Annotated in this window: 22 protein-coding genes; 13 read left to right on the plus strand and 9 right to left on the minus strand. The window is 42.3% G+C overall.

The window, feature by feature from the left end; translation table 11 throughout:
• Positions 1-190: 190 nt before the first annotated feature.
• The 4 genes from WA1_RS02830 to WA1_RS02845 form a co-directional block, all read right to left on the minus strand.
• Positions 191-3,091 carry a helicase-related protein gene (locus tag WA1_RS02830; RefSeq protein WP_017741397.1) on the minus strand — a complete coding sequence of 967 codons (2,901 nt, stop codon included), beginning with the start codon at positions 3,089-3,091 and terminating at the stop codon, positions 191-193.
• A gap of 440 nt (positions 3,092-3,531) precedes the next feature.
• Positions 3,532-4,080 carry a PadR family transcriptional regulator gene (locus tag WA1_RS02835; RefSeq protein ID WP_017741398.1) on the minus strand — a complete coding sequence of 183 codons (549 nt, stop codon included), beginning with the start codon at positions 4,078-4,080 and terminating at the stop codon, positions 3,532-3,534.
• A 269-nt stretch (positions 4,081-4,349) separates the two neighbouring features.
• Positions 4,350-4,799: a type II toxin-antitoxin system VapC family toxin gene (locus WA1_RS02840; protein WP_017741399.1), complete on the minus strand. Its 450-nt coding sequence runs from the start codon at positions 4,797-4,799 to the stop codon at positions 4,350-4,352.
• Complete coding sequence (locus WA1_RS02845) at positions 4,796-5,011, minus strand: hypothetical protein (RefSeq protein WP_017741400.1); 216 nt, start codon at positions 5,009-5,011, stop codon at positions 4,796-4,798. Before WA1_RS02845 ends, WA1_RS02840 begins: the two co-directional genes overlap by 4 nt.
• A 284-nt stretch (positions 5,012-5,295) precedes the next feature.
• On the opposite strand from WA1_RS02845, the gene WA1_RS02850 reads away from it, so the two are divergent.
• The 3 genes from WA1_RS02850 to ggt all read left to right on the plus strand — a co-directional run bounded on the left by WA1_RS02850 (position 5,296) and on the right by ggt (position 8,655).
• The gene (locus WA1_RS02850) at positions 5,296-6,192 is read left to right on the plus strand and encodes a pirin family protein (protein ID WP_017741401.1); all 897 of its coding nucleotides are present in this window, start codon (positions 5,296-5,298) and stop codon (positions 6,190-6,192) included.
• On the plus strand, positions 6,185-6,586 hold the full coding sequence (locus WA1_RS02855; protein WP_017741402.1) for a hypothetical protein: 402 nt from the start codon (positions 6,185-6,187) through the stop codon (positions 6,584-6,586). Before WA1_RS02850 ends, WA1_RS02855 begins: the two co-directional genes overlap by 8 nt.
• Positions 6,587-6,891: 305 nt before the next feature.
• Positions 6,892-8,655: a gamma-glutamyltransferase gene (gene ggt, locus WA1_RS02860; RefSeq protein WP_017741403.1), complete on the plus strand. Its 1,764-nt coding sequence runs from the start codon at positions 6,892-6,894 to the stop codon at positions 8,653-8,655.
• A gap of 62 nt (positions 8,656-8,717) precedes the next feature.
• On the opposite strand, the gene pbpC is transcribed toward ggt, so the two are convergent.
• Positions 8,718-11,123, minus strand: coding sequence for a penicillin-binding protein 1C (gene pbpC / locus WA1_RS02865; RefSeq protein ID WP_017741404.1), 2,406 nt, complete (start codon positions 11,121-11,123; stop codon positions 8,718-8,720).
• A 297-nt stretch (positions 11,124-11,420) separates the two neighbouring features.
• Here pbpC and WA1_RS02870 point away from each other — a divergent pair, with 297 nt between their 5' ends.
• From WA1_RS02870 to WA1_RS02900, 7 genes are all read left to right on the plus strand, one after another.
• Positions 11,421-12,263 (plus strand): sulfurtransferase, encoded by an 843-nt coding sequence (locus tag WA1_RS02870; protein WP_017741405.1) that lies wholly within the window; start codon positions 11,421-11,423, stop codon positions 12,261-12,263.
• A gap of 94 nt (positions 12,264-12,357) precedes the next feature.
• The gene (locus tag WA1_RS02875; protein ID WP_017741406.1) at positions 12,358-12,828 is read left to right on the plus strand and encodes a tetratricopeptide repeat protein; all 471 of its coding nucleotides are present in this window, start codon (positions 12,358-12,360) and stop codon (positions 12,826-12,828) included.
• Between the two features lie 57 nt (positions 12,829-12,885).
• Positions 12,886-13,191, plus strand: coding sequence for a hypothetical protein (locus tag WA1_RS02880; protein ID WP_017741407.1), 306 nt, complete (start codon positions 12,886-12,888; stop codon positions 13,189-13,191).
• A gap of 278 nt (positions 13,192-13,469) precedes the next feature.
• Positions 13,470-13,895, plus strand: a complete 426-nt coding sequence (locus WA1_RS02885) for a hypothetical protein (RefSeq protein WP_017741408.1) — start codon at positions 13,470-13,472, stop codon at positions 13,893-13,895.
• A 624-nt stretch (positions 13,896-14,519) separates the two neighbouring features.
• Positions 14,520-15,104, plus strand: coding sequence for a hypothetical protein (locus tag WA1_RS02890; protein WP_017741410.1), 585 nt, complete (start codon positions 14,520-14,522; stop codon positions 15,102-15,104).
• Between the two features lie 12 nt (positions 15,105-15,116).
• Entirely contained in the window at positions 15,117-15,557 is a 441-nt protein-coding gene (locus WA1_RS59320; protein ID WP_017741411.1) for a hypothetical protein, read from the plus strand.
• 11 nt (positions 15,558-15,568) lie between these two features.
• Positions 15,569-16,018 carry an HNH endonuclease gene (locus tag WA1_RS02900; protein WP_017741412.1) on the plus strand — a complete coding sequence of 150 codons (450 nt, stop codon included), beginning with the start codon at positions 15,569-15,571 and terminating at the stop codon, positions 16,016-16,018.
• A 582-nt stretch (positions 16,019-16,600) separates the two neighbouring features.
• Here the strand turns inward: WA1_RS02900 and WA1_RS56555 are convergent.
• Positions 16,601-16,747, minus strand: a complete 147-nt coding sequence (locus WA1_RS56555; RefSeq protein ID WP_017741413.1) for a hypothetical protein — start codon at positions 16,745-16,747, stop codon at positions 16,601-16,603.
• A 130-nt stretch (positions 16,748-16,877) separates the two neighbouring features.
• Between WA1_RS56555 and WA1_RS02905 the strand changes: the two genes are divergently transcribed.
• On the plus strand, positions 16,878-17,162 hold the full coding sequence (locus WA1_RS02905) for a type II toxin-antitoxin system HicA family toxin (RefSeq protein ID WP_017741414.1): 285 nt from the start codon (positions 16,878-16,880) through the stop codon (positions 17,160-17,162).
• Between the two features lie 20 nt (positions 17,163-17,182).
• Entirely contained in the window at positions 17,183-17,524 is a 342-nt protein-coding gene (locus WA1_RS02910) for a type II toxin-antitoxin system HicB family antitoxin (protein ID WP_017741415.1), read from the plus strand.
• 17 nt (positions 17,525-17,541) lie between these two features.
• On the opposite strand, the gene WA1_RS56560 is transcribed toward WA1_RS02910, so the two are convergent.
• The 3 genes from WA1_RS56560 to WA1_RS02915 all read right to left on the minus strand — a co-directional run bounded on the left by WA1_RS56560 (position 17,542) and on the right by WA1_RS02915 (position 18,650).
• Positions 17,542-17,706: a hypothetical protein gene (locus WA1_RS56560; RefSeq protein ID WP_158516587.1), complete on the minus strand. Its 165-nt coding sequence runs from the start codon at positions 17,704-17,706 to the stop codon at positions 17,542-17,544.
• Entirely contained in the window at positions 17,690-17,833 is a 144-nt protein-coding gene (locus WA1_RS56565; RefSeq protein WP_017741416.1) for a hypothetical protein, read from the minus strand. Before WA1_RS56565 ends, WA1_RS56560 begins: the two co-directional genes overlap by 17 nt.
• 253 nt (positions 17,834-18,086) lie before the next feature.
• Positions 18,087-18,650 (minus strand): Uma2 family endonuclease, encoded by a 564-nt coding sequence (locus tag WA1_RS02915; protein ID WP_017741417.1) that lies wholly within the window; start codon positions 18,648-18,650, stop codon positions 18,087-18,089.
• A gap of 410 nt (positions 18,651-19,060) precedes the next feature.
• On the opposite strand from WA1_RS02915, the gene WA1_RS02920 reads away from it, so the two are divergent.
• Positions 19,061-24,796 (plus strand): alpha-2-macroglobulin family protein, encoded by a 5,736-nt coding sequence (locus WA1_RS02920; RefSeq protein ID WP_017741418.1) that lies wholly within the window; start codon positions 19,061-19,063, stop codon positions 24,794-24,796.
• Positions 24,797-25,189 lie beyond the last annotated feature (393 nt).

The raw sequence follows: 25,189 nt of genomic DNA on the forward strand, positions 1-25,189 counted from the left end.
AGAGTAAAGTCGATTTCATATTTAAATTAATGTTATATGTAAGTTTGTTGGTTAGGCTTATAGCAATTTCAGGTTAATAGACCACATTTGTAGGGTTCTTGAATGCACGGGCGGGGACGCCCGTACCACAAGAGGATATTTCTGTATTACAAGAGGATATATCTTTAACACAAGCGGATATTCCTTACTTTTATCCGGGCTGTAGAACATAAACACCCAATATATCCATCGGTAATTGCGGTGTAACCCGAACTTGTCCTTCTTTAGTAATTGCTCTAACTCGCCTGTGACTTTGTAAAAGTTCTTGCGCTCTTTGTTGAGCAAACTGTTCTAAACCGGGTTGTAGTTCTTCTAGTTCTTCCAACAATTCCGCAATTTCTCTCTGTTTAGAAGCTTTGTTAATGTCACTCACCGGAATTGCTTGCTCTAACAATAACCTTGCTTCTTCTTGCGATAACCAAGTTGGATTCGATGGGGAATCGGTAAAACCAATGACAGCGCATTCTTCTGCTAACATAGATGTGCGTTCGCGAAGCGGCTGCTTGGCAGCATCGCTCTTAGCGCAAGCCGTACCCGGCTTATCGCGTATTTCTACACCACGTCTCGAATCTAACAAATGTCGCAACCTAACCAATAACAACGTTGTCCGCTTTTGTACGGCATCTGTTACAGTAAAGCCACACCGGGCTGCTATGGGTTCTTTAGTGTTGGAAAGTGCTTCTTCTAAAATGTAACTTGCCAAACCTTCTACTAAAGGATGGTTCCGCCCAATGTATTCCACGCCGAACGGTGCAGGGGTTGTAAAGGTTAGCAAACGCGGTTTGTCTCCTAAAGATAGTTTGAGAAAACTCGGTATTTCTGGGAGTGACCAACCTTGTTTTTTCTTGGTAAAAGAAATATTCATGCGATCGCATGCCAACTTCACAAACCTTTCGACATCTTCCTCAGCCCCTAAAATCCTATCCGAGTCAACCAACTCTTGTTGGACTTGTTCTGGTTTGATAGCACGTTGAGCAAAACGAGTCCGGCTAATTTTCTCCCGTTCTACAGCTTTATCCCAACTGTTGTGAACTTGCTCAACAGAAGAATCTTCTTGAGACAGTAAATCCAACAAAGATAGCTGAACAGCATCAGTTGCACGGTCAAATAAAGACTTAAACACCGCCTCTGCTACAGTAGTACTATCCATGGGTACGGGAACGGTAATTCCCAAAGTCTTGTGAATCTGTACGGCTTTGCGGATGAGAACTTCTAAGACTGCTCCATCTACGGGATTATCCTGACCGTAAAGTAAACAACATTTCACTTGCTCTGCTGTTTGTCCATAGCGGTCTATACGTCCTTCCCGTTGTTCCAAACGGTTGGGATTCCAAGGTAGATCGTAGTGAATTGCTGAATTAAAGTGTGTTTGTAAGTTCACTCCTTCACTCAAACAATCGGTAGCAACTAGTACACGTTGGGGATAAGATTTCAATTCTTCAAGGCGGATTTCCCGTTCATCTTCCGAGAGTTCTCCTGTAATAGCAATAACTCTCACCTGACTGTGTTTTTTCTCCAGTTTTTGCTTGAGTGCATCTGCAACATAATTAGTTGTGGTGATATACCGACACCAAATAATCGGATTCATCTCAACAGAAAGCAAAGACTCCACTGTCTCGATACAAGATTGCAATTTTTGGTCTTTATCGCCTCGTAACTTTTCCGCAGCTTGTACAAAAGCCCTCAGTTTCTTTTTGTCTGCATCCTTATAACTTTGCTGTCCTTGTTCCATCACCACAGTCGGCGATGCATCAACAGCCTGTTCTTGTTCTGTGGAATCGTAAACGTAAGCACTCATCAAGCCTTCGTCTAATTCCGTCAGTAAGTTATTGCCATCCCCTTTCCCAACTTGACGGTTTAAAGTTGCTATTGCAGCCGCAGGAGAAGACATGACGCAACGAATTAACGCCAACGCCGACCAATACCTTCCTCGACGTTGGGCGTGGCTCATGTCGGCTGTTGTATTTTTTACCAATCCACGAGCAAAATTATAGACATCCTCAAATAGTTCTTTATACTCCTTCGATAACTTGTAATGTTGTTCCTGTGATTCTCGTTCTGGAAAAGGAGTTTCATTTCCCAACCACAGTTTCACATCCGCCCGTCGTCGTTGAACAAAATGGCTAGCTAATTTGTCTCGTTCTTTCTCGGTTAAGCAGTCTAAATCAAAACTTTCAAATTCCGGTACGAGTAACCCTAGCAGTGACAAAAAAGCTGATTCAATACCACTATGAGGAGTTGCAGTCAGCAGAAGTAAATGCCGTTGTTGTTTTTGAGCAATTTCTTGAACGAGTTGGTGGCGTTGCTGTTGGGATGTAGTTTTTGTATGAGGATGGGCGCAAGTGTGTGCTTCATCCACAATCACTAAATCCGGACAGTGAGCGATAAAACTAGCACGACGGCGTTCTGCTTTTGCGTAATCGAGACTTACAATAATGTAACGATAATAACTAAAAATACACGTATTATTTGGTACGTTGCGTTCCAACTGGGAAGCCGTACCGGAACGTATAACGACTGCATCAATATGAAATTTTTCCCTTAATTCTTGCTGCCATTGATCGCACAAGTGAGGCGGACACAACACTGCTATTCGCTTGACTTCACCCCGATCCAAAAGTTCCCGTGCAATTAACCCGGCTTCAATGGTTTTGCCAATTCCTACATCATCCGCAATCAACAGCCGCACCGTCTCCAATCTCAGCGCCATCAATAAAGGAACTAACTGATAGGGGCGCGGACGAAGCGATAACCGTCCCAAGCAGCGAAACGGTCCCGCACCACTCCGAAGTTGCATCCGCGCTGCATCCATCAATAACAAGGCGGCGGAATGGTCTTTGACTTGTTCGCTTTTTGGTAAAGGAAAAGTTGCTGGTTTGATGGTTTCTAGTCCTTGCTCCCACAGCTTTTGATAAATACCCACAATTTCGTCTTCGTTCCCACTTAAGGAACGCAAACGAACGACCTCCTGATTTTCTGAAGGTATGACAACCCACTGGCGATCGCGACTGGTCACAATAGAACCAGGTGTAGGATTGATGGTTTCCGTCATTAATTTGCCTTACTAGAAAATAGATAGCAGAAATTCAGTAGCCAGTATGACTACTCAGCTACCAACTCGTTATTTGTGAATTAGATAAATGATTCTAATTTCCTGTATCTGTTTTAGTGCAGCCTGGTAAATTTGATATTAGAAAAAGTACTTGCTTTTTGCCCTGATATTGCCCTGATAAAAAATCACTATAATGTATCTTCTGATATCCATGGTAATCAGTATACTGTACGTAAAAGAGCACAAATTTAAAGATTTACACATTACAAAGTAAAACTTTAGCCAAATTACTGATATTTAACTGTTTTATTATACGGACTCTATAAGTAATTTCTATGTAAATGTCCTAGATCGGACTGATATACATAAGCATTGGTAAGCATATTTACGGCTGAGGGAATCACGAGCTTTATACCATGCGGCTGGCGATCGCATTCCTCTTATGATTTACTATCAATCAGGTGGATGACCTCAATTGCCATATCCAACCAATCAATATAAGTCTGCTCTTGCCGTAGCACTAGCTCCAGTACTAACCTTTGCAGAATTTGTTGGCGATTGTTGGAAAGGTTGTCAAGCAGTGGTAGCTCGATCGCTTTACATTTCTCTAGTTTTTCACACCGCGCTGCTCGTTGTTGCTCTAACAGTTTAATGATGGCATTATCCGGTAACTGAGCGGCAAAAAACATCTGAATGCGTAAGGGATCTCGCACAGTTGGTAAAGGGTGCGGTTCTTGAAGCCATCTTGTGAATTCCGCTTTTCCTGCTTCCGTCAAACGGTAAACTTTACGATTTGGGCGATCGCGTTGAATCTCAACCGTACAGCTAATCCAACCCCGTTCTTCCAGTTTATCCAAAGTTCTGTAAATCTGTGCTTGGTCGGCTTGCCATAAATGGGCAATGGTGCGATCGAAGCAGCTTGTTTTGAGGTCATAGCCAGTCATCTCTTCTTGCTGAAGTAGACCCATAATTGCGTGTGCCAAGGACATGATACGGTTTTCCGAATAATGATGTTCGTTTAATTACACTGTCATGACCTATATATGCTTGCGCTAATATATGATTAATCATATATAAAGTATAGTACTTTAGAGAAAGACCGCATAGCTACCTTACACCTTAGCTAAACTGACACAAATGATAATTTAACGGTGGGGTGGTTCATCAGCACAGATGAAGTATGGTTAGTAATAAGTTGTGCAACCACATTAAGATCTTCATACTGCCCATTGCACCAATTAGTTATGAAGCGCTCGCCCTAATCTGCCCCACCAGTCTTGCTTATTGTCCAATTTTCTATCTTTAGCTCTGGCACCTTACCAAAATCTCGATTATTACGTGTTAGCAAGATTAATCCACGAGAGCGGCAGGTAGCAGCAATTCGTAAATCCATCGTTGCTAGCTGAATTCTTTGAGATTGCAAGCTATCAAACATTGCTGCGGCAGCACTATCAAATGGAATAACTGGCAAAACTGTAAAGTCTCTCCGAATTCGAGCCATCATTTCATAACCTTTGACGATCTCATTGGAATTACGAGCGCGATTAATATAAGTATGGCTACCAAGAATCTGTTCATGAAACGTAACCATTGACACAGAAAAAGCTGAAATCGGATGTTGAGCCATCCGATTCAATAGGTTCATGTAATCTTGCCCCATTTCCCTTTGGATAATGCTGAGATGATCGGTATCCAACAGATATTTCATAGCTCAACTTCTGTATCTATAAGGGGATGATCTGCCTGACGAATCGCTCGACCATAGGCTAAAACCTCTTCAAAGGCTGGCTCATCTTTGAACGAACCTGTAACTTGTTGTAACCAATTAGTGGATTCAGAAGCAGCTAACTGCTTTTGTAACTCAATGACTGCAGCCTCAACAACTGCGAGACGTTCCTCGACAGAAATGTTGGTTGACATCTCAGTTTTCTCCCTTTCTCAGGTAACTGTTTGAAGGATAGCGAGTTAGGAAAGGATTTGCAACTTGTGCATAACATCTCTACTATATTTCTGCAATTTAACAAGTTGTCAAAAATAATGATAAAGAGAAGATTAGGTTGAAATTAGGAAGTATCAACTAGTAGTAGCTTAATACGGTTTACCGAATAATGATGTTCGTTTAATTACACTGTTACGATCTATATATGCTTGCGCTAATATATGATTAATCATATATAAAGTATAGTACTTTAAAGGAGATCTGCATGGCTACCTTACACCTCAGCAAAGAACGGCGAACGGTTGCAGGGATCATCAGCAGCGTCGAAACGTTGGAGGGTGAAGGCATCGTTGTGCGCCGTCCCTTTCCAAAAAGTACTTTTTCAGATTTCGATCCGTTTCTACTTTTAGATGAATTAGGCCCTGTTGAAGTTGCGCCCGGTCAAGCTAAGGGAGCACCGGATCATCCTCATCGAGGTTTTGAGACGGTGACCTATTTGTTACAGGGACGCTTGGAACACAAGGATTCGCTGGGACATACTGGAAGATTAAATTCCGGTGATGTGCAATGGATGACAGCAGGATCTGGGATCGTTCACTCAGAAATGCCGGAACGGGAGTTTGCTCGCACTGGTGGGCGGTTACACGCGCTACAGTTATGGGTAAATTTGCCGCAGCGCAGTAAGTTGATGCCTCCTCACTATCAAGATATTCCTGCTGAACGCATTCCCACAGCGCGATCGCACGACGGGTTGGTAGTAGTGAAAGTCATCGCTGGAAGTGCATTCGGTGTCAATGCTGCCATTGAAACGCAAACACCCATTATGTACTTGCATCTCACACTTAAACCAGGTGCAACAGTAGTTCAGCCCGTGCCGAGAGATTATAATGCCTTTGCCTATGTACTTGAAGGTGAAGGAGCATTCGGTGCAGATTCTGAACGAGGTGAGGATGGAAAGATGGTTCTTTTTGCCCAAGATGGCGAAGAGGTAGCGATCGCAAATTCATCCACAGAAGAGCCACTAGAGGTGCTGCTGATTGGCGGAGTGCCTCTTAATGAACCAGTTGTTCGCTACGGACCGTTTGTCATGAACACCGAAGCGGAAATTGAGCAAGCATTTGCAGATTATCATAACGGAAGGATGGGTACTATTAATGTCTGACACGCTTTTACAACCAACACTTCAACGTTTGTCCGTTCTGCGTGACAAACTCCTCGACCTACACAAAATCTTGCTTGACACAGAACGCACGACTTACGAGCAAGTCCGTGGGCGAGTTTCTAGAGGAGAACTGCTACAACTCCTCATCTCTGACGAGCAATTTGCTTGGTTGCGTAACATCTCTATGTTAGTAGTAGAGATTGATGAAACCCTTCATGCAGATGAACCAGTCACCCTGGACGATGCTCAAAGTCTGCTTGATAGTACTCGCACGTTGCTGACACCTGCAGAAGATGGTAATACCTTTGAGAAAAAGTACTACAATGCTATCCAACGCGAACCTGATGTTGCACTAGCAAATGCAGAAATCACACAGATTCTTGCTCAGAAATAAGGGAACTGCAAAAAATAACTTATCCCCGGAATGTGGGATGGGCGTCAAGGCCCGTCTCTGATTAAGGACGCCCGTCTCTGATTAAGGACGCCCGTCTCTGATTAAGGGCGGGCAAGATGCCCGCACCACAAGAAATTTTGGGACATTTTTTTATTTGGAAGTCCCTAATACCATCTTGGGCGCGTAGATTTTGTGGAAAGTTGGGTCAGTTGCTGGCGGCGGCCCAAGAGTCATAAAAGAGGGTTAATTGACAGCTTCTATGGTCTAATAGTACTTGGAAAAGTATACAAATCAAGGTATTCTCTGTGGTTATAGCACGTAAAGTTCGCTGGCGTATTGGTTTGCTGGCTCTTGCCGTCGGAACCGCCCTCTTGCACCCTACGCTGGCGCGTACACAAGATGCACCCGAGGCAGGTAGTGGTCGTATTGAGCGCGAAGCTGTTATCACTCAGAAGTATATGGCAGTAGCAGCTAACCCTCTAGCATCAGCAGCAGGTAGTGACATTCTCCGCGCTGGAGGAAGTGCTGTTGATGCGGCGATCGCGATCCAATTAGTCCTTGGCTTGGTTGAGCCGCAGTCTTCTGGACTTGGTGGAGGGGCATTCTTAGTTTACTACGATGCCAAAGCTAAACAACTTCGTACCTATGACGGTAGGGAAACTGCACCAGCAGCAGCTCAACCAGACCGTTTTCTGGATGCAGATGGCAAACCGCTACAGTTCTACGATGCTGTTGTTGGTGGAAAATCTGTAGGCGTGCCTGGGGCAGTCAGGATGCTAGAAATGGCACACAAGAAGCATGGTAAGCTACCTTGGAAGAAACTTTTTCGACCTGCGATCGAACTGGCTGAACAAGGCTTCCCCCTCTCACCACGCTTGTACACTCTACTGAGAACAGAACAGTATCTCCAGCGTACTCCCGCAGCTAAGAATTACTTCTTTCAACCAGATGGTACTCCCAAGCCCGTCGGCACCATACTTGTCAATCAACCTTACGCTCAGGTACTGCGCCAAATTGCCAAACGAGGTGCTGATGCCTTTTACGAGGGTGAAATTGCTAAAGATATCGTTGCCACAGTACAACAGGCAGACATACCAGGCGACTTAACAACCACCGATCTCACAACCTACCAAGCGATAGAACGACCACCAGTGTGTGGAGTTTACCGAGTTTATAAGGTTTGCGGTATGGGAGCTCCTAGCTCTGGGGGTCTGACTGTGTTACAAATTCTCGGCATCCTCGAAAACTTCGACTTGGCAAGCTTGGAGCCAGCTTCATTAGAGGCAGTCCATCTCTTCGCGGAAGCCGGACGGCTTGCCTATGCCGATCGCGGATTCTACATAGCCGATCCAGATTTTGTCTCAGTGCCATCTAACGAATTAATCGACCCAGAATACCTCAAGCGACGTGCAGCACTCATCAGTCTTGAGCGTGCTTTGACTGAAGCCCAACCTGGTGAGCTACCTCTACAGGCTGCATTTGTGGGGGGAAAAGATGATTCCCCAGAGTTTCCCTCCACCAGCCATCTTGCAATTGTCGATCGCTACGGAAACGCGGTGTCGATGACTACTAGTATTGAAGATGCTTTTGGCTCAAGATTACTGGTGCGAGGCTTCTTGCTCAACAATGAACTCACAGATTTCTCTTTCTCACCCACAACAGGTGATGGCAAACCTGTCGCCAATCGCGTAGAACCAGGAAAGCGCCCCAGAAGCTCAATGGCTCCTATGATGGTATTCGACCAAAATGGCAAGCTAGTCATGGTGGTTGGCTCTGCTGGTGGTGCAAGAATTATCAACTACGTTGCTAAGGCACTAGTTGCGGCTTTGGACTGGAAACTCGATAGCCAGCAAGCAGTAGCATTGCCAAATTTCGGCAATCGCAATGGTTCGACAGAATTGGAGACAGGTACTGCAAATGTTGCCGATCTCAAGCTTGGTTTAGAATCACTCGGTCATTCGGTGCAAGTTGTAGAGCAAACGAGTGGTTCCCATGCCATTACCCTAACCGATATGGGTTTGGTCGGCGGCGCAGATCCCCGTCGTGAAGGAGAAGCTATAGGCAAATAAGCTGTTTGGCAACGCTTGTTTTGCGCTTGGGGAGTGCCGCAAACACTCCCTTTATGAAAGGGCTAAAAGCGGTGGGATAAGCTTACCGAAAACCCCCGACGTGTAGGCTTAAGAGTCGCAAACTCTACTTGAAAAGTTATGCGATCGCTCATTCCACCACTGCTTGCTTCCAATACCCACTTACCAGGACGCAGAGTCCAAAAGACAGAACCAGAAGAATCCGTCGCTAGCTTTTCACCATTCAACGACCATTCTACGGTTGCTTCCGATGTCCCTGCTAATTTGAACTCCAGTCTTTGTTTTACTTCATCACCCGGATGCAGCAAGAACAAATCCCCCTGATGAGGGGATACAATTTTAAGCTTACTTGAAGTCAACCCAGATTGCTCCTGCTTTGCCAACCAATCATCATACTCGTGGGACAATTGAAATTGGTTTTGGCGCTGGTAGTCTTGGACGTTTTCTGGATAAAAATATTCCTGTACCACTGAAGAACAATCTGGTGTTGGTTTTAACCCAGAAACAGCACAAATAGGGAGTTGTACCATATCTTTTGGAGGAGTAAAACCTACAGGTTCTCGCTTTTCATGCAGGTATAACATAATTCGGTTCCATAATGGTGCAGCGCCAGTCACGCCAGAAACCTGACGCATGGGATCGCCATCGAAATTGCCTACCCAAGTCGCGACAGTGTAGTCAGTCGTAAATCCCACCGTCCAAGTATCGCGAAAATTAGAGGAAGTACCAGTTTTAACAGCAGTCGGAAACGGTAAATTCAGGACTGAATCTATACCAAATGCAGTTGCACGCGCATGGCGATCGCTTAACATATCGGTTATAAGTTGCCATGTTGTGGGGGAGGGGAGTGGGGAGTGGGGAGTGGGGAGTGGGGAATTGGAAGCTTTGGGATTGGGGAGTGGGGAGTGGGGAGTGGGGAGTGGGGATTGAGAAACTGTAGTCAGTAGCTGCGTAACTTCTCCTTGTCGTGCCATAGTAATGTAAGCACGGGCTAATTCCCACAAACTGACTTCGCCACTACCCAGAGTTAACCCCAGCCCATAGTACTCTGCTGACTGGGTGAGGTGTTCAAAGCCTAGTTGGTGAAGACGATTGAGAAAAGTTTTTACACCCACCTTTTCCAACACCCGTATCGCTGGAATATTCAAAGAATTCGCCAAAGCGATACGCACCCGCACTGGTCCCAAAAAACTTTTATTATAATCTGTGGGGCTGTAAAGTTTTGCTCCAGGAATTGCGTAGTGAGCGGGTACATCTGCCAAGATTGTATTGGGGAGGATGACACCTTTTTCCAAAGCCAACTCATACAGAAATGGTTTGAGAGTAGAACCAGGTTGACGCAGTGCTTGTACTCCATCATTGCGTCCTAGCTTAGCTTCATTAAAGTAGTCAGGCGACCCGACATAAGCCAAAACTTCCCCAGTATGGTTGTCAATGACCAAAGCAGCTGCATGATGAACATTGTTATTGGCTAGGGTAGAAATAACCTGCTGGACCTGTGCTTCTACAAACTGCTGTAAAGGACGGTCTATAGTCGTCAGGATTTGGTTAGATTTCAACTCCTGCTTGTCCTGACGGGGAGTGCGGGGAGGGGTTGGGTGAAGTTGAGCAGACAACCAAAACAAAAAGTGCGGTGCAGCAATAATTCCCCGTTGACGAGATTGAAACACAATTTCTTCAGTGTATGATTGTTTTGCTTGAGAGGGATTGATATATCCGTCTTGTTCCATACGATGAAGGACGTATTTCTGGCGTTGCTTCAGTCGTGGATAATGCTGAAGTGGATCGAAGTAAGTGGGATTATTGGGAATAGCAGCAAGGAGGCTAGCTTGAGCAAGATTGATGTCACTCGCTGGTATGGAAAAATAGGTACGAGCTGCTGCTTCTATACCATAGATGTTCCCTCCCATTGGCAGACGGTTGATATATGCAGAAAGAATTTCGTCTTTACTCATTCCTGCTGTTAACCGCCAGGAAAGCCAAATTTCTTGAACTTTGCCTGACAGAGTACGAGGAACTGGATTTAGCATCCTTGCTAACTGCATGGTAACTGTGGAAGCACCGGAAACAATCTTTCTGGTGTAGATTGCATCTTTAATTGCGCGGGCTGCGGCTTTTAAATCTAATGCTCCGTGATGATAAAAGTCTCCATCTTCTGCAGCTAAAATAGCTTGGATAAAAAGAGCAGAAACATGATTCAATGGTACTACAGATGTGTGCTCTTGGTCGCGGGTTAGCAATGTTCCCAATGGTAGCCCATTCCGGTCTGTAAATTCCAGTGCCAGCTGTTGTTGAGCAATATCGGCGGCGCGAATGGGTGCTAAATATGGGAGCGATCGCACTGTCACGCATATCAGTAGCAACGCTAAGATCACTTTGCCAGTTCTGCGATTCAACTGATGCCACAGTTTCTTTTTCATCTGGGTAAGCAACGGCAAAGCTTGTCTCATCCGTGAATCCTTTGCAAAGATCTATTTCAATTTTTGCTTTACATTTACAAATAGATCGGGAAATATATCAAATTTGTAACAATAAACAAAGCTTTACCGATAGTCATAGACATAGGCGTGGAAAAGATGTAAAGGCGCAAGGCATTGCGCCCCTACCAAGACTTTTGGGTAACGCATAATTAATTTCTGGAAATGTCTACTAAAAAAGCATTTCGCTAACATCTACTCTCGACGCCAAATTCTAAAATTATGTGGTGCTTGTTTATAGGAATTGCCGTGTCAAGAAGAAAAGCAGAAATGGAAGTAAAACCGCTGCTCACACCCATAAAACTAGCTGAGATTTTGCCGCAAAAATCAACTATTGTAATTGATACCCGTACTTCTGAAGAGTATGCAGTTTCCCACATTCCTGGAGCAGTCAATATTCGCGATATTTTTACTTATTTGGCGGCTTCTACACCATTGGGTTTATTGAGCTTGCAATCGCATTTTGCAGCCAGTTTAGGTGCAGCTGGGATCTCAGGTGTGGAACAGATTGTCATCTATGAAGATGCTATGAACTCTGGCTATGGACAGTCTTGCCGAGGTTACTTTTTGCTCAAGTATTTAGGTTGTTCTCAGGTTTCTGTTCTACATGGTGGTTATCAAGCATGGTTAGCCGCCGGATTGCCGACTACCGCAGAAGTTCCAAATCGTGATAAAAAGTCGTTTTCTATCAACATAGATTCCTCAATGATGGTCACCACGGAGGAGATGTTGCAAGCTCTCGATCGCCCTGAAATTATCAAGCTGGATGTCAGAGATACTGATGAGTGGATGGGAGTGAGTTCCTCCCCTTATGAAGTTGACTTTTGTCCGCGTAAAGGTAGAATTCCTGGCGCAGTCTGGATTGAGTGGTATCGGATGATGGTGTCCCATTCTGGAATTCTGATGTTCCGTTCTTCTGAAGAAATCCTAGAAATTTGTAAGTCTGTGGGCATCACGCCAGAGTCAACGGTATACGTTTACTGCTTTAAAGGGTCTAGAGCTTCTAATACCCTAATTGCTCTTAAAGAAGCAGGTATTAGAGATGTGAGAAACTATTTTAGCTCTTGGAACGAGTGGTCTCGAGATCCATCACTGCCTATTGAAAGTGTGTAAATTATACTTAGTACTGATTGTGTTAAAGTCGTGAATATTGGGCAACAAAAGAGGAAATGCCGTGGGCTACTACGACTTTTACAAAAATTGCTGCATGGCGATTACAATCATTAGTCTGTCTGCACTTAGCAGTGAGCTGACTCCATCTGTTTATGCACAACCTACTCGTACTGACACTTTAAAAAGTAACCTTAACAACTCAGTTGACTTTCTCAACCGAGGACGCGACAGATTTCAGCGTGGAGATTATAAGGGGGCGGTAGAGGACTTTAACCAGGCAATAGTCCTGAATCCTAACGATGCCAACGCCTATTATCATCGGGGTCTTCTTCTACATAAGCTCGGAGACAATTTGAACGCAGTATTGAACTTCGATCGGGCATTGCAACTTAATCCCCGCTATGCAGATGCTTACTTTCGCAGAGCTGGTGCTCGTTATAATATTGGAGATCGACCCGGAACAATTCAGGACTTACAGCTAGCAGCTAAGTTCTTTCAATCACAAGGAAATACAAAGGGTTATCAACAAGCACAAAATCTAATTAAGCGGCTCAGCACTTGGTAGAATGCCTGAATGGTAACCATGTTATGCTGAGAAATATGGAACCGCAGATACACGCAGATGCACGCGGATGAAGTTGTACCTCACGCGGATGAGAATTGCTATATTTGGAGTAATTTGGGGTTAATTGGACTGAACCACCGCCAAACTAGACCATTTGCTAATTCCGAGCAAGCACGAGAAGCACTTTTAGAAATTCTAGATGACTGTTTTGAAGGATATGCTATTTTTCCAGGTTCTGCTGGAAAACGCGACCTCTTTAACTGGTGGGTTGTTGAGGTGATTCCTGCTGCTTGGTCTCAGCAGCTTCCTACTTTCATCTACACTATGAAATTGCCAACAACCCTTGCAGTATTGGGTCAATAACTTGTTTCCTCAAATGTCAGATAAGTCTACCCGAAATTATTCCTACACGTGGCAATGTTATGCTGAAAAATATTGTAGAGCATTTTTTGCGATCGCAAAGGATACCTCATAGCTGTATGAATACATATTTTTGACACATTTTTTGAATTCCTTTATAACATTTAATTCTTTGAGTTTGTTTGTAATAGAAAATCTGTCTTCTATTTGATTTAACGACTCTTTAATATCTCATTAATCTGCTGAACAGTCCTTATTGGAAAGACAGTGCTATCTTCATTGTGGAAGATGATTCCCAGAATGGCGTAGACCATGTGGACGGACATCGTACAGAAGCATTGGCGATCGGTCCTTATGCTAAGCGTGGCGTTGTCGATAGCACCTACTACACGCAGATCGATATGCGACGGACAATTGAGCAGATTTTGGGGCTACCTCCTGCGAATCAAATGGATTTTCTTGCCTCGCCGATGTACAACGCCTTTAGCAACTCTCCCGATCTGACTCCTTTTGATGTAGTACCAAACCAGATTGCGCTAGATGAGCTAAATTCTGGATCTACTGTTGGGATGAATCAGGTTCAGCAGTCTTGGATGCAAGCATCAACTGAGATGTTTAGCAAGCCAAACCTTAGTCCCGATGAACAAGATGAGAATTTATACCAATTCTCTAAATTAACACTACACATCCAAAGCTTTTGGCGCTGAAGCGTAACTACAAACCTTTTTTCATCTGTAGTCTAGTTTTCGAGAAATGGTATTACTCAATCGCATAATTTGGTATGCCACTAAGGGTTTTGATAAACCTTATCCGGGTGATACGAAGGTTCTGCAACCAAAACAAGTCACTGATATAGCTTCCAATTGAGTCGAAAAAATTTAGCATCACGCTCAATATTACTAGGACTTACGCACTGTACAAATTGACTATCCTATGCATCGACGGATAATGGTCGTTTCAGACTTGTAGGGGCGCAAGGCATTGCGCCCCGAAGGTGGGTGATGTTGGTCTCATTCGTTAAACAATCAAACGTTGAGGTGCTAAAAATGCTTACATCATATCTGACGGTTTCTGTCAATGCGTAAGTCCTAATTACTTGGATAATCAGAAATTAGAACCCCGGTTTCTTAAAGAAACCGGGGTTCTGACACCTCAATTATTGTAATCCCTTGCAGTATTGGATTTCGATGGCGCAAGAAATCCGCGATTTGTTGCAAAAAGGTATAAATTTGAAAATTGTGCTATTTTAAAATAAAAATTCTTATGAAGCCAGGAAATTTTATTCACTCTGTTCGGGAATACCAAGTTATCAATGTTTTAGGAGATAACTAATGGCATCCAAAGATGAGTTTCAGAATACTTTGAAAGAAAGATTTAGTATCAATAAGAATATCAGTCAGCCCCTGACTAAGGAAGAGTGCGAAAAATTAATCAAGCTCCTTGAGAGTGAACCCAGCGCTGTAAAACTTGTTAGCTCTTATGCTGACAAAAACTCTACTCTAGGACGTAATAATTCTAATTACGCCAGGGCGCGTAATCAAGCAGAACGTAAATTTGAGGCTTTACAAAAAGAATACCTTCAGTTAGAAAAATCTATTGAATCTATAGAGGAAGCTAAGGCAAATCTTGAAAATAGAAAGAGGATTTTAGAGGAAGAACAGAAAAAGCTTCAAGATGAAGTTGAAAACTTAGCTTCTAAAAATCAGTTTCTATCTTCCAAAGTTCAGACCTTAACTACCCAAAATGACGAGATTATAGACGCCAATACACAATTGAAGAAAGAAAACAGAGATTTAAAAAACATAGTCGATCAAATTAAACTCAGGTTGGCAAGAGATACAAAAGCACTTCTTCAATATGAAGATAACGAGATCCGAAAAGCTTTAATCAGGCTATTTAAATGGACACTGGGATAAGGAACCAAGCCAATGGCAAGCCCAAAAAAACAAAAAAGAAATTTCAACGGCATGAGTTACGGTGAGGTACAAAGTGCTAACTCAAAGAATCGAAGCCAACTCGAAAAAGAACATCAGAAGTGGCTAAAAGATAATGGCTATAAAAATGTTGGATGGGATAATGTCATCAACCTTTATAAAAAAATTGAGGAGTTTCTAGAGAAATCCCAATTTGAGGATATGACTCTAGAGGAACTTTTCTTAGAAGCCGATCGCATTGGCAATAAGTATCTCACTCGCAATGATATCGAAGAGTTTAACCAACAGTTTTCTAAGGAAGTTGCTGAGATTGGGGATTTAATAGAGCAGCAATTTCCTGATACTGAGATTGAGGTTATTGATTATAGCAACACAATAACTAAGAAATCTCGGCAGAAGCGCAATCAAAAGACATACCGAACAACTAAACTTTAGCGAGGGATACTGTGGATCTTGAAGGCAAGGGGCTTGAAGAGTTATTTGAGTTAGCAGACAAGATTGGCGAAAGGCGATATCACCGACTGACTCGCCAGGATCTTGAGGATTACAAGAAATTTGATAACTGGCGATATATCAATGGTGACATCAGGTGCGGAACGACTAAGGAAAGTCAGGATTGGGCAAGAGATAATTCAGATTGGCATTGTCCAATTTGTGGAGATAGATTCTCGGAATGTGGTGGTAGAACAATCGACCATAAACTACCGCGATCGCGGTATCCCTGGTTGTCAATGGACTTTAGAAATTTTTGGGTGATTTGCAGATCTTGCAACGAAGAGAAAGGGGAGATGCATTGGTTCGAGTACGAGCATTATATGTTCGTTCGTCATCCCAATTTATTGCCTGCTATACAGGATGCACGCCCTACCCAATTGCTAAAGTCATTGAAGGAATAAGTAAAATTGTTCAATCACCTTGATTATAACCTGAGTCAGCTAGCAAATAGACTGTTACTTCATCTTCTAACGGTCACAATCACTTCTAGAGCATCGGTACAGTATTCAAAAAGGAGGCAAAAAACCCGGTTTCTCTCTCCTGCAAAGCTTGATATTTCGTAGGCTCAACTTTAAGAAACCGGGTTTTTAGGATTACTGTATCGGCGCTCTAGGGTTTAATTGAAAATGTACGAACACTTGCTTCAAAGATTGGTAGACTATTTTCAAATTCATCTGGACCAGTAGAAAAAACTACACTCCAAACGATGTTACCATTTCGAAATAAATAGTATACTTGCTTACTATTTTGACCTATAGCAATTAGTCTTCCTACTTGATCTCACAGTATCAACTACGTCATTCAATCCCAGTCTAGCCATGTCACTTTCAAATTTACTAGAGAAGTTCTCGCTATTCATTGCCGATCGCTAATAACCAGCTGTTTTGATATTATAGTCGCGGTCAACAGATTAAGAGTAGAAAAAAGTTTTATCAGTTGAGGATTGTTAACAGTTAACAGTCAACACAATTTATGATTATCGACTAGTTTCCAATAACTGCAATGTTTGTTGAATAACAGTCACCGATTTGCTCCCACACTCGACAAGCTTCTGTGAGCCATCCGGCTTTGAGGTAGCACTTGGCGGCTTTTTGCAGGAGTTGTGTTGTTTCTTCTGGTGATGGGTTCACTCTGCCTGTCTTTGTTGCTGAATATTACGTCTCTAGGGTGTTCATCTTATGATATCGTTTTATGATATCATAAACAAAAATGTACTTTAATGTGGTAAAAAACATATGTATTATAAATTGTGACTGCTAAATGGATTTAAATAACAAACAGCGTCAGGTTTTGGAATCTATTTTTACAAATCCGATTCCCGCAAATATTCTTTGGCAGGATATTGAAAACTTATTTAAAGCATTGAGTGCTGATATACGCCAAGGTCAAGGGTCACGGGTGAGAGTGAAATTAAACAATGTCAAAGCTGTATTTCATGAACCGCATCCAGAAAAGGAAACTGATAAAGGTGCAGTTAAATCGGTACGAGAGTTTTTAATCAAAGCAGGTGTTGAACCAAAAACATCAGTAAATGATGATGAGTAAGTTTTAAAGTTAAAACTATGATGACTTATAAAGGATATACAGCAAGTTTAGAAATTGACTTAGAAGCAGGAATTATTTTTGGGCGTGTATTAGATATTAATGATGTCGTGACATTTAAAGGGAAAACAGTCGAGGAAGCACGTCAAGAATTTCAGAAATCGGTAGATGATTATCTTGCTTTTTGTGAAGACTTAGGGGAAGAACCCGATAAACCTTTTTCTGGAAAACTTCCCTTTCGCACAACACCAGAAAATCACCGCAAAATTTTTATTGCAGCTTCTAAAGCAGGTAAAAGTATTAATGCTTGGATGGATGAAGTATTGAGCATTGCCGCAGATAAGGTAATTAATACAAATTTCTAAAGAGTTTGGTTTACCTTTTACACTGAACTATACTGAACCATATTAATGGTAAACTGCGAATTATCCTCAGATGGTTTTAAGGTAATCATTGCTACTGTTTGTCTAACGCGATCGCCAGGACGAATACCTTCAAAAGAAGAGATTCGCCGTTCGGCAGAACTTGCATTAGTAAGTACGTACACGCAGTACTAAGTCTTCTAAGCGCATCCGTCTAGGTTGGTTTGGATTTATAGACTCTTGTTCACCTTCACAAAAGAAAGTTCGCAGTTGTTCATCGTAATCCAGGGCTGTTTCTTGTATTCGGGACAACGATTTTTTTTCTCCCTCTTCTAAAGCATTTATCGAATGGTCTTCACACAGGGCAGCTTAAGAACTATATCTCCGGTATGAGCATCAATTTAATTACTACCCATCCTTACTCTTAGTTATCCTTAACAATAACAGCGTTTATCGAATGAGCAGCAAAGTAGCCATACGGATTTTTACATACATTATTTTTCTTGGCTTGCACCACTTCTAATTTTAAAGGTTTTAATGATGTGAAAATTTGTCCAGATTTGCCTTAAAGTTTCGGCATTAGTAATTGCTGAGCAGTCAGGTAAATTTGGGGAAAATTTTGCGATACAATTTTTTGATTGCCAGTAAATACTGTTTGATTATAAATTGAACCAACTAGCAAACAGACTGTTACTTTATCTTCTAACGGATCGACAATCCAATATTCATTAACACCAAAGGCGGCGTACTCTGATATTTTGATATTATAGTCGCGGTCAATAGATTCGGAAGATACGACTTCAACAATGAGTGGTGGTGCAGTTCTAAGAATAGCTGATTTCTTTTCAATGGACACAGCTTGTTGTTGAGTCATGACCAATACATCAGGACGCCTAATTTGTGTACCTATCATAACTTCAACACCATTGGAACGCGGTTCTAATGTTAGTCCCAGTCTTTGTTTTTCCAAAATAAACTGAAATAACACGAACGTGATGATTGCTTCATGATTCCCAGTCCCAGGAGGCATTTCTACCAATACCCCCGAATCAAGTTCGTAACGCTTGTCTGTGCCATCATCGTAGGTTAGATACTCCTCTACTGTCATTTTTAAGGGTGTTTGGGACATAATTGCCTCCTAATCGTCATTAGTCATTGGTCATTGGTCATTCGTTATTGGTAAGGAGTTCAGATCAACTTTCATTTTATAATATGATTCGGTTTATTGCCACCTCATTACATAGATACAAAAAATTTCTGCTATCCATAAATTAATTAAGAATTGTATTGATTTTATGGAAACAAGGGAGAGAATTAGATATCTATAGGAATCCTATTTCATTTTTGAAATTTAAACCTATCTACTGTACTGGTTCTCATTTTTGTTAATCAGTAACTGGTCGGTAGCTTCTTACAGCGTTTCCTAATTTGCTGAGATACAAATTTATCTGCGTCCATCTGCGTCCATCTGCGGTTAATTTCTTCTTACTGTATGGGCGCAATGCCTTGCGCCCCTACCCCCTATCCCCTAACCCCTGTATGTTCCAAAGAATTTTGCTTTACTTTCTGCTTACTCTGACACTTTTAATAGGAATAGCAGGGTGTGGTTTTATCAGCATCGCCCCAAAAAAAGAGAAGCTTCCTTCGGTTTCTTTACTCAATCCACCACAGTTACCAGACTGGATAGAACAGATCAGCCCATTATCTGATAGTGAATCTCTTAACCAAATCCGCATCCGGTTTAAAGAGGCTTTAATCCCAGTTGAGAGTCTTGACAGCCCAGAACAACAAAGTTTATTACAAAAGTTTGAAATCGTACCATCTATACCCGGTCATTTTCGATTTTTGACACCACGTATGGTGGGATTTCAAGTAGAGGAAGCCCTTCCAAAAGCAACGCGATTTCAAGTGACGCTCAAAGCAGGTTTGGCAGATTTAAAAAATCACCGTCTCGATCAAGATTTATCTTGGACTTTTAATACCGAACTTATCAAACTCACTGGGTTACCTGGTAAAAATCCAATTGAAAAAGATGACAGCGAGCCAATTGATTTGCAGCAGAAGTTACAATTCACTTCTAATACGGAATTAAATTTAGCTTCTGTGCGATCGCATTTACAACTTCTTGAAGAAGGCAAAAATAAGAGTACGCGGTTTAAAGTAGAATTAGCCAAAGAAGAAAAATCCTCAGAACCTCAAGACCCTTTGGAAAAATTTGACCCTTCGTCTCGTCAATGGATTTATAATCTCATTCCTCAAGACAGTTTACAAAAAGCAACGAATTATCGTCTAGAATTTTCTCCTGGTTTACTTCCTGCTTATGGCAATTTACCCAGCGAACAAGCTTTTGTGAGTAAAATATCAACTTATTCTCCTTTGGAATTTAAGGGAATTCAGTTTTACGGTCAACCAGATGCAAGCGGAACTTCTGGGAGATTTGTTCAAGGTGCTCCTCAACTTATATTTAATAATGAATTAGTGGCAAATTCAGTTATTGAAAATATTAAAATTAATCCTACACCAAAAGCTATTTCTCGACTCATCCAAGCTAACGATCGCGAAAAAGTTATTACTATCAATCCTTATGCCTTAACACCTTCAACAACTTATACAATAACTCTTGGTGCAAATATTAAAGATAAATTTGGGCAAACTCTGGGTAAACCTGTGACAGTTAAGTATGAAACAGGCGATTTAGCTGGGGATATATGGGTTCCTGAAGGGTTGAATATTTTTCCATCAGGGAAGAATTTAAAACTCAATATTTCTACAGTAAATCTGCCAGATTCTAATTATAAAGCAGCTTATCAAGTTGTTCAACCAACGGATTTGGTTTATTTTAATTCGGCTTATCCTAAAGGTGAAGGTAACGATTTATTACCTAAAATTTCTGAGTGGAAAAGTTTTAAGGTATCGGGGAAAAAAAATCAGTCCTTGGAAGTGAGTGTTCCCATACGAGAAAAACTGGGTGCTGCTACGGGGATGTTGGCTTATGGGGTACAAGCACGCACAAATACATATAAAGAAAATGGGAAAGAACTTTGGCGAGAACCGACGACTTATGGTATGGTTCAAATGACAAATTTGGGTGTCTTTACACAGTGGTTTCCAGAGTCTGGCTTAATTCGAGTTCACCATCTTTCTGATGGCTCACCTGTAAAAGCAGCTGCGATCGCAATCTATCAATCCAAATTAGAAACAAAATCGCGTCCTCAACCCGTACCTTGCGCTTCTGGAAAAACTGATGAAAATGGAACTTTGCGTCTCACTCGTGACGATTTACGAGAATGCTTTGCAGGCGATCGCAGTTCTACCAAAGAACCTCTATTATTAGTTATTGCACGAGAAGATCGAGATTGGGCATTTGCTCGTACTGAAGAATACAGTGGTGCTTATGGCTACGGAGTTGATGCAAGTTGGGAAGATGGCAAAGTTTTATCCCGTGGAGTCATCTTCTCCGACAGACAGTTATATCAACCTGGAGAAAAGGCTTGGTTGACTGGTTTTGCTGACTACTTACAAAATGGCGAAATCAAACAGGATAAAAATGCTACTTACCAGTTAACTCTTCTAGATCCAGATGGTCAAAAAACAGATTTAGGGACTAAAACTACCAATGAATTTGGGACATTTTCTCTAGAGTTACCTATCAAAAAAACTCAACCTTTAGGCTACTATACAATCCAAGCTAAGGGTAAAAACCAACAAGAAATTTCTGGAGAGTTTCGCGTTGCTGAGTTTAATCCACCTAATTTCAAAGTTGAACTGAATTTCGATAAAGAATTTGCTTTTCTTGATGATACAATAGAAGCTAAATCTACAAGTCAATATTTATTTGGTTCTCCTGTAGAAGGAGGACAAGCAAAATATTTTGTGACTCGCGAGCAGACTAATTTTGTTCCTAAAGGTTGGGAGGAATTTACTTTTGGGAGACAGTGGTTTTGGCCAGAAGAACCTCCTTCTTTACCGAGCGATGTTTTGCAAACAAATGCAGGACTTGATGCTAATGGGAAAAGCAGTCAAACGGTGATGGTAAAAGATTTGCCTTATCCAACGATCTACCGGGTTGATGTACAAGTCTCAGATGTTTCCAATTTATCGGTGGCAAATTCCAAAACATTTACAGCATTACCAAGCCGTCAATTCATCGGGTTAAAAAGCAATTTTGTTGCTGAAGCTGATAAAGATTTTCCTTTTGAGATTATTGTGACCGACCATACAGGAAAACCACGAGAAGGTCAACGGGTATGGTTGGAACTTCAACAAATGAAGTATAGCAGCGTGACTCAATTAGTAGAAGGAAGTGCAACAGGGAAAAACCAAGTTGAATATAAGACAGTAGAAAAAGCAGAAATTAGATCGACAAACAAACCGCTATCCGTAACGCTAAAACCCAATGAATCCGGTTCTTATCGCATTAGAGCAAATTTTAGCGCTGCAAAAAATGATGTCAGCGCAACAGATATCCAAATTTGGGTGACAGGAGACAATCCGGTATTTTGGGGGAATAGAGAAAAAGACCGTTTGGAAATTCAGCTGGATAAAACAACTTTTAAACCAGGTGAAACAGCGACTGTACTGATTCAGTCTCCTTATTCAGAAGGAGAATTGTATTTTGCTGTCATTAAAGACAAGCCTCTCTATCAAAAAATTATCACAGTTAAAGGAGGCGCACCGCAAATTCAATTTCAAGTTACGCCAGAAATGCTACCCAATGCAGCTATTGAAGCTATATTGGTACGACAGGGTGAACCGCTGAACCAGGTAGAACCAGGTAGTCTAAGTAACTTAGCTAGGATTGGTTTTGCTCCTTTTAAAGTTAACTTAGATGATAAGTATTTAAAAGTACAAGCGACTCCATTACAAGCATCCCTCGAACCTGGTGCAGAACAAACAGTACAACTGGAACTTAAAGATCACCAGGGAAATCCCACCAAAGGACAGTTCACAGTGATGGTGGTTAATGAGGCGGTGCTGCAGCTTTCTGGTTATCGTCCCCCGGATTTGGTCACTACAGTATATGCTGAACAACCGATATCGACTCGCTTTAGCGATAACCGCCAAAATGTGGTGGTAGAACAACAAGCATTAGCTGAACCCAAAGGCTGGGGTTATGGCGGTGGATTATCAGCAAGTACGGCAAATACGCGCATTCGTAGGGATTTTCAAGCTTTAGCGTACTACAATGGTTCTGCGAGCGCTGATTCTAAAGGTCAAGCACGGGTAACGTTTAAAGTCCCAGATAACTTGACGACATGGCGAGTGATGGTTATCGCTACTGACGAAAATCTCCGTTTTGGTAACTCGGAAGCAACCTTTATCACGACCAAGCCATTAGTCACTAATGCAATATTGCCACAGTTTGCTCGTCCCGGCGATCGCTTTCAAGCTGGTTTATCAGTGACTAACAATACTGGAACTACCGGGACTCTCAATATTAATGGTGAAGTGGGCGGTACAGTTCAGTTTGCTGAAAATAACCCCACATCTGCTGCTTTGCAAACCCAGACTGATGCAGTTACCCGTGCTTATCGCTTTCCCATGGTCGCAAGTCGAGTCGGAGAAGGTAAGGTTCGGTTTACCACTCAACTGAATGGTACATCAGCAGATGCTTTTGAAGTTCCTTTGGAGATTCAGCAATTAGAAATAACTGAACAAGTTGTTGAAACAGGCGCAATTGCTCAAGGGAAGAATGAGGTAAAGATTCCCCTAAATATCGATAAAAAGACTTTTTCTGAAGGGGGAGGTTTAGATATCGATCTGGCGAGTACTCTCATACCAGAGATGAAAGCACCAGCACAACAGGTTTGGGAAAATGATGACTTTCCTTTTGCAGAACCTGCGGCAAGTCAACTTTTCATTGCGGCTGGGTTGCAAACTTTGTCTGAAAAATACGGTCAAACATTTACAGAGTTTAATCCTAGCAAACGTGCATCCCAAGCTCTTGAGAGATTGCAAAAACTCCAACTAGCAGATGGTGGCTTTGCTGCTTTCCCAGGAGAACAAAAATCTGACCCTTGGGTTTCTTCCTATGCTGCTGAATCTCTTGCAAAAGCAGATCGGTCTTTCCCAGGTTTGGTAGATTCAACAATGGTGTCTCGTCTTAAGAGTTATTTGCAGAAAATACTGGCAAACCCAGGACAGTATGAATTTTGCAAAAAACAGCCATGTAAAAGTCAACTGCAACTCAACGCTTTGATGGCTTTGGCTGAATTAGGAGATAAGCGCAATACTTTCCTCGCTGATATTTACCGTCAGCGCAGCGCTTTTGATTTATCGACTCAGATGAAACTGACGCGGTATTTATCCCAATTTCCAGAATGGCAGAATGAGTCGGAAAAACTATTGAGCAAATTGCAACAGAGTATATATTATACAAGTCGTGACGCAGTTGTCAGTTTACCTCGCTCCTGGGAATGGATGAATTCACCAACGGCTGTACAAGCACAAGCTTTGCGGTTGTTTATTGCTCAGCAGTCTAAACCAGAAGCGATCGCTAAATTATTGCAAAGTTTGTTGGCGTTACGTCGTCATGGGACATGGCAAACTCATTATGACAATGCTCAAGCACTGACGGCTTTGGTGGAATACAGCCAACTGCAACCAACACCGCCCAATTTTACTGCTACAGTGCAATTGGCTGGTAAGAAATTGGGACAACAAAAATTTGAAGGTTACCGCAATCCAAGTTTAGAGGTGAAGGTTCCAATGGCTGAGTTACCTCGCGGGCGTCACGATTTACAACTGAAAAAATCCGGACAAGGAACATTGCACTATCTGGTTGCGTATCGCTATCGCTTGCAAGGAAATCAACCGGGAAGGTTTAATGGTTTGCGGGTTACCAGGGAAATTAGCCCGGTACATCAAGATAAAGTCTTGCAAAAAGTTGGTTTATATGCTAATGATAAACCATTGACTGTTCCCACCGGGCAAGTCTTTGATATTGCTTTGGAAGTCATTACAGATCGGGCTGTGAATCATTTGGCGATCGCAGACCCCTTACCAGCAGGTTTTGAAGCGGTGGATGCGAGTTTTCAAACGGCGACATCTGCATTACAAGCAAAAGCCGATGCTTGGGAACTTGGGTTCAAGACAATTCATCGCGATCGCGTGATAGCATACGCAGACAGTTTGGAACCAGGGGTTTATCAGCTTCATTACTTAGTGCGTTCTGTGACACCCGGTACATTTTTCTATCCTGGAGCGCAAGTTTACCTACAGTATGCACCAGAAGAGTTTGGACGAACTGCTGATTCTACATTAGTGGTTCAGTGATTCAAAAAACCTCTGCTAGCATAAAAGTTACGATCCGTCAGTCGAATGGCACTAGAAAAAGAGTTGACTCTATCCGAATCAATCTCATACCAACTTAAATTGTAGATCGGGCAGATCGATGACTGAAAGCGACTCCTCACAAGTATTTTGTAATCTAAAATCCAAAATCTAAAATCCAAAATGGTATCAAGCCACTTAAGCGCTAAGGCACCTGTATCGGGCCGTGTTGAGGTAAAGCTTGTTGGCTGGAAGGAACGTGCTGGACAGTACGCCCCTCAACTGTGCTCTTCCCTCCTCGCATCTCGCGTTAGCCAGGATCTGACAGACACCTACGTCGTAAGCGACGGTGCTCGTGCATGTGACTGTCATATCCCGATGCGCTTCTCGAACGCC

Source organism: Scytonema hofmannii PCC 7110, assembly GCF_000346485.2.
GTDB classification, from domain to species: Bacteria; Cyanobacteriota; Cyanobacteriia; order Cyanobacteriales; family Nostocaceae; genus Scytonema; species Scytonema hofmannii.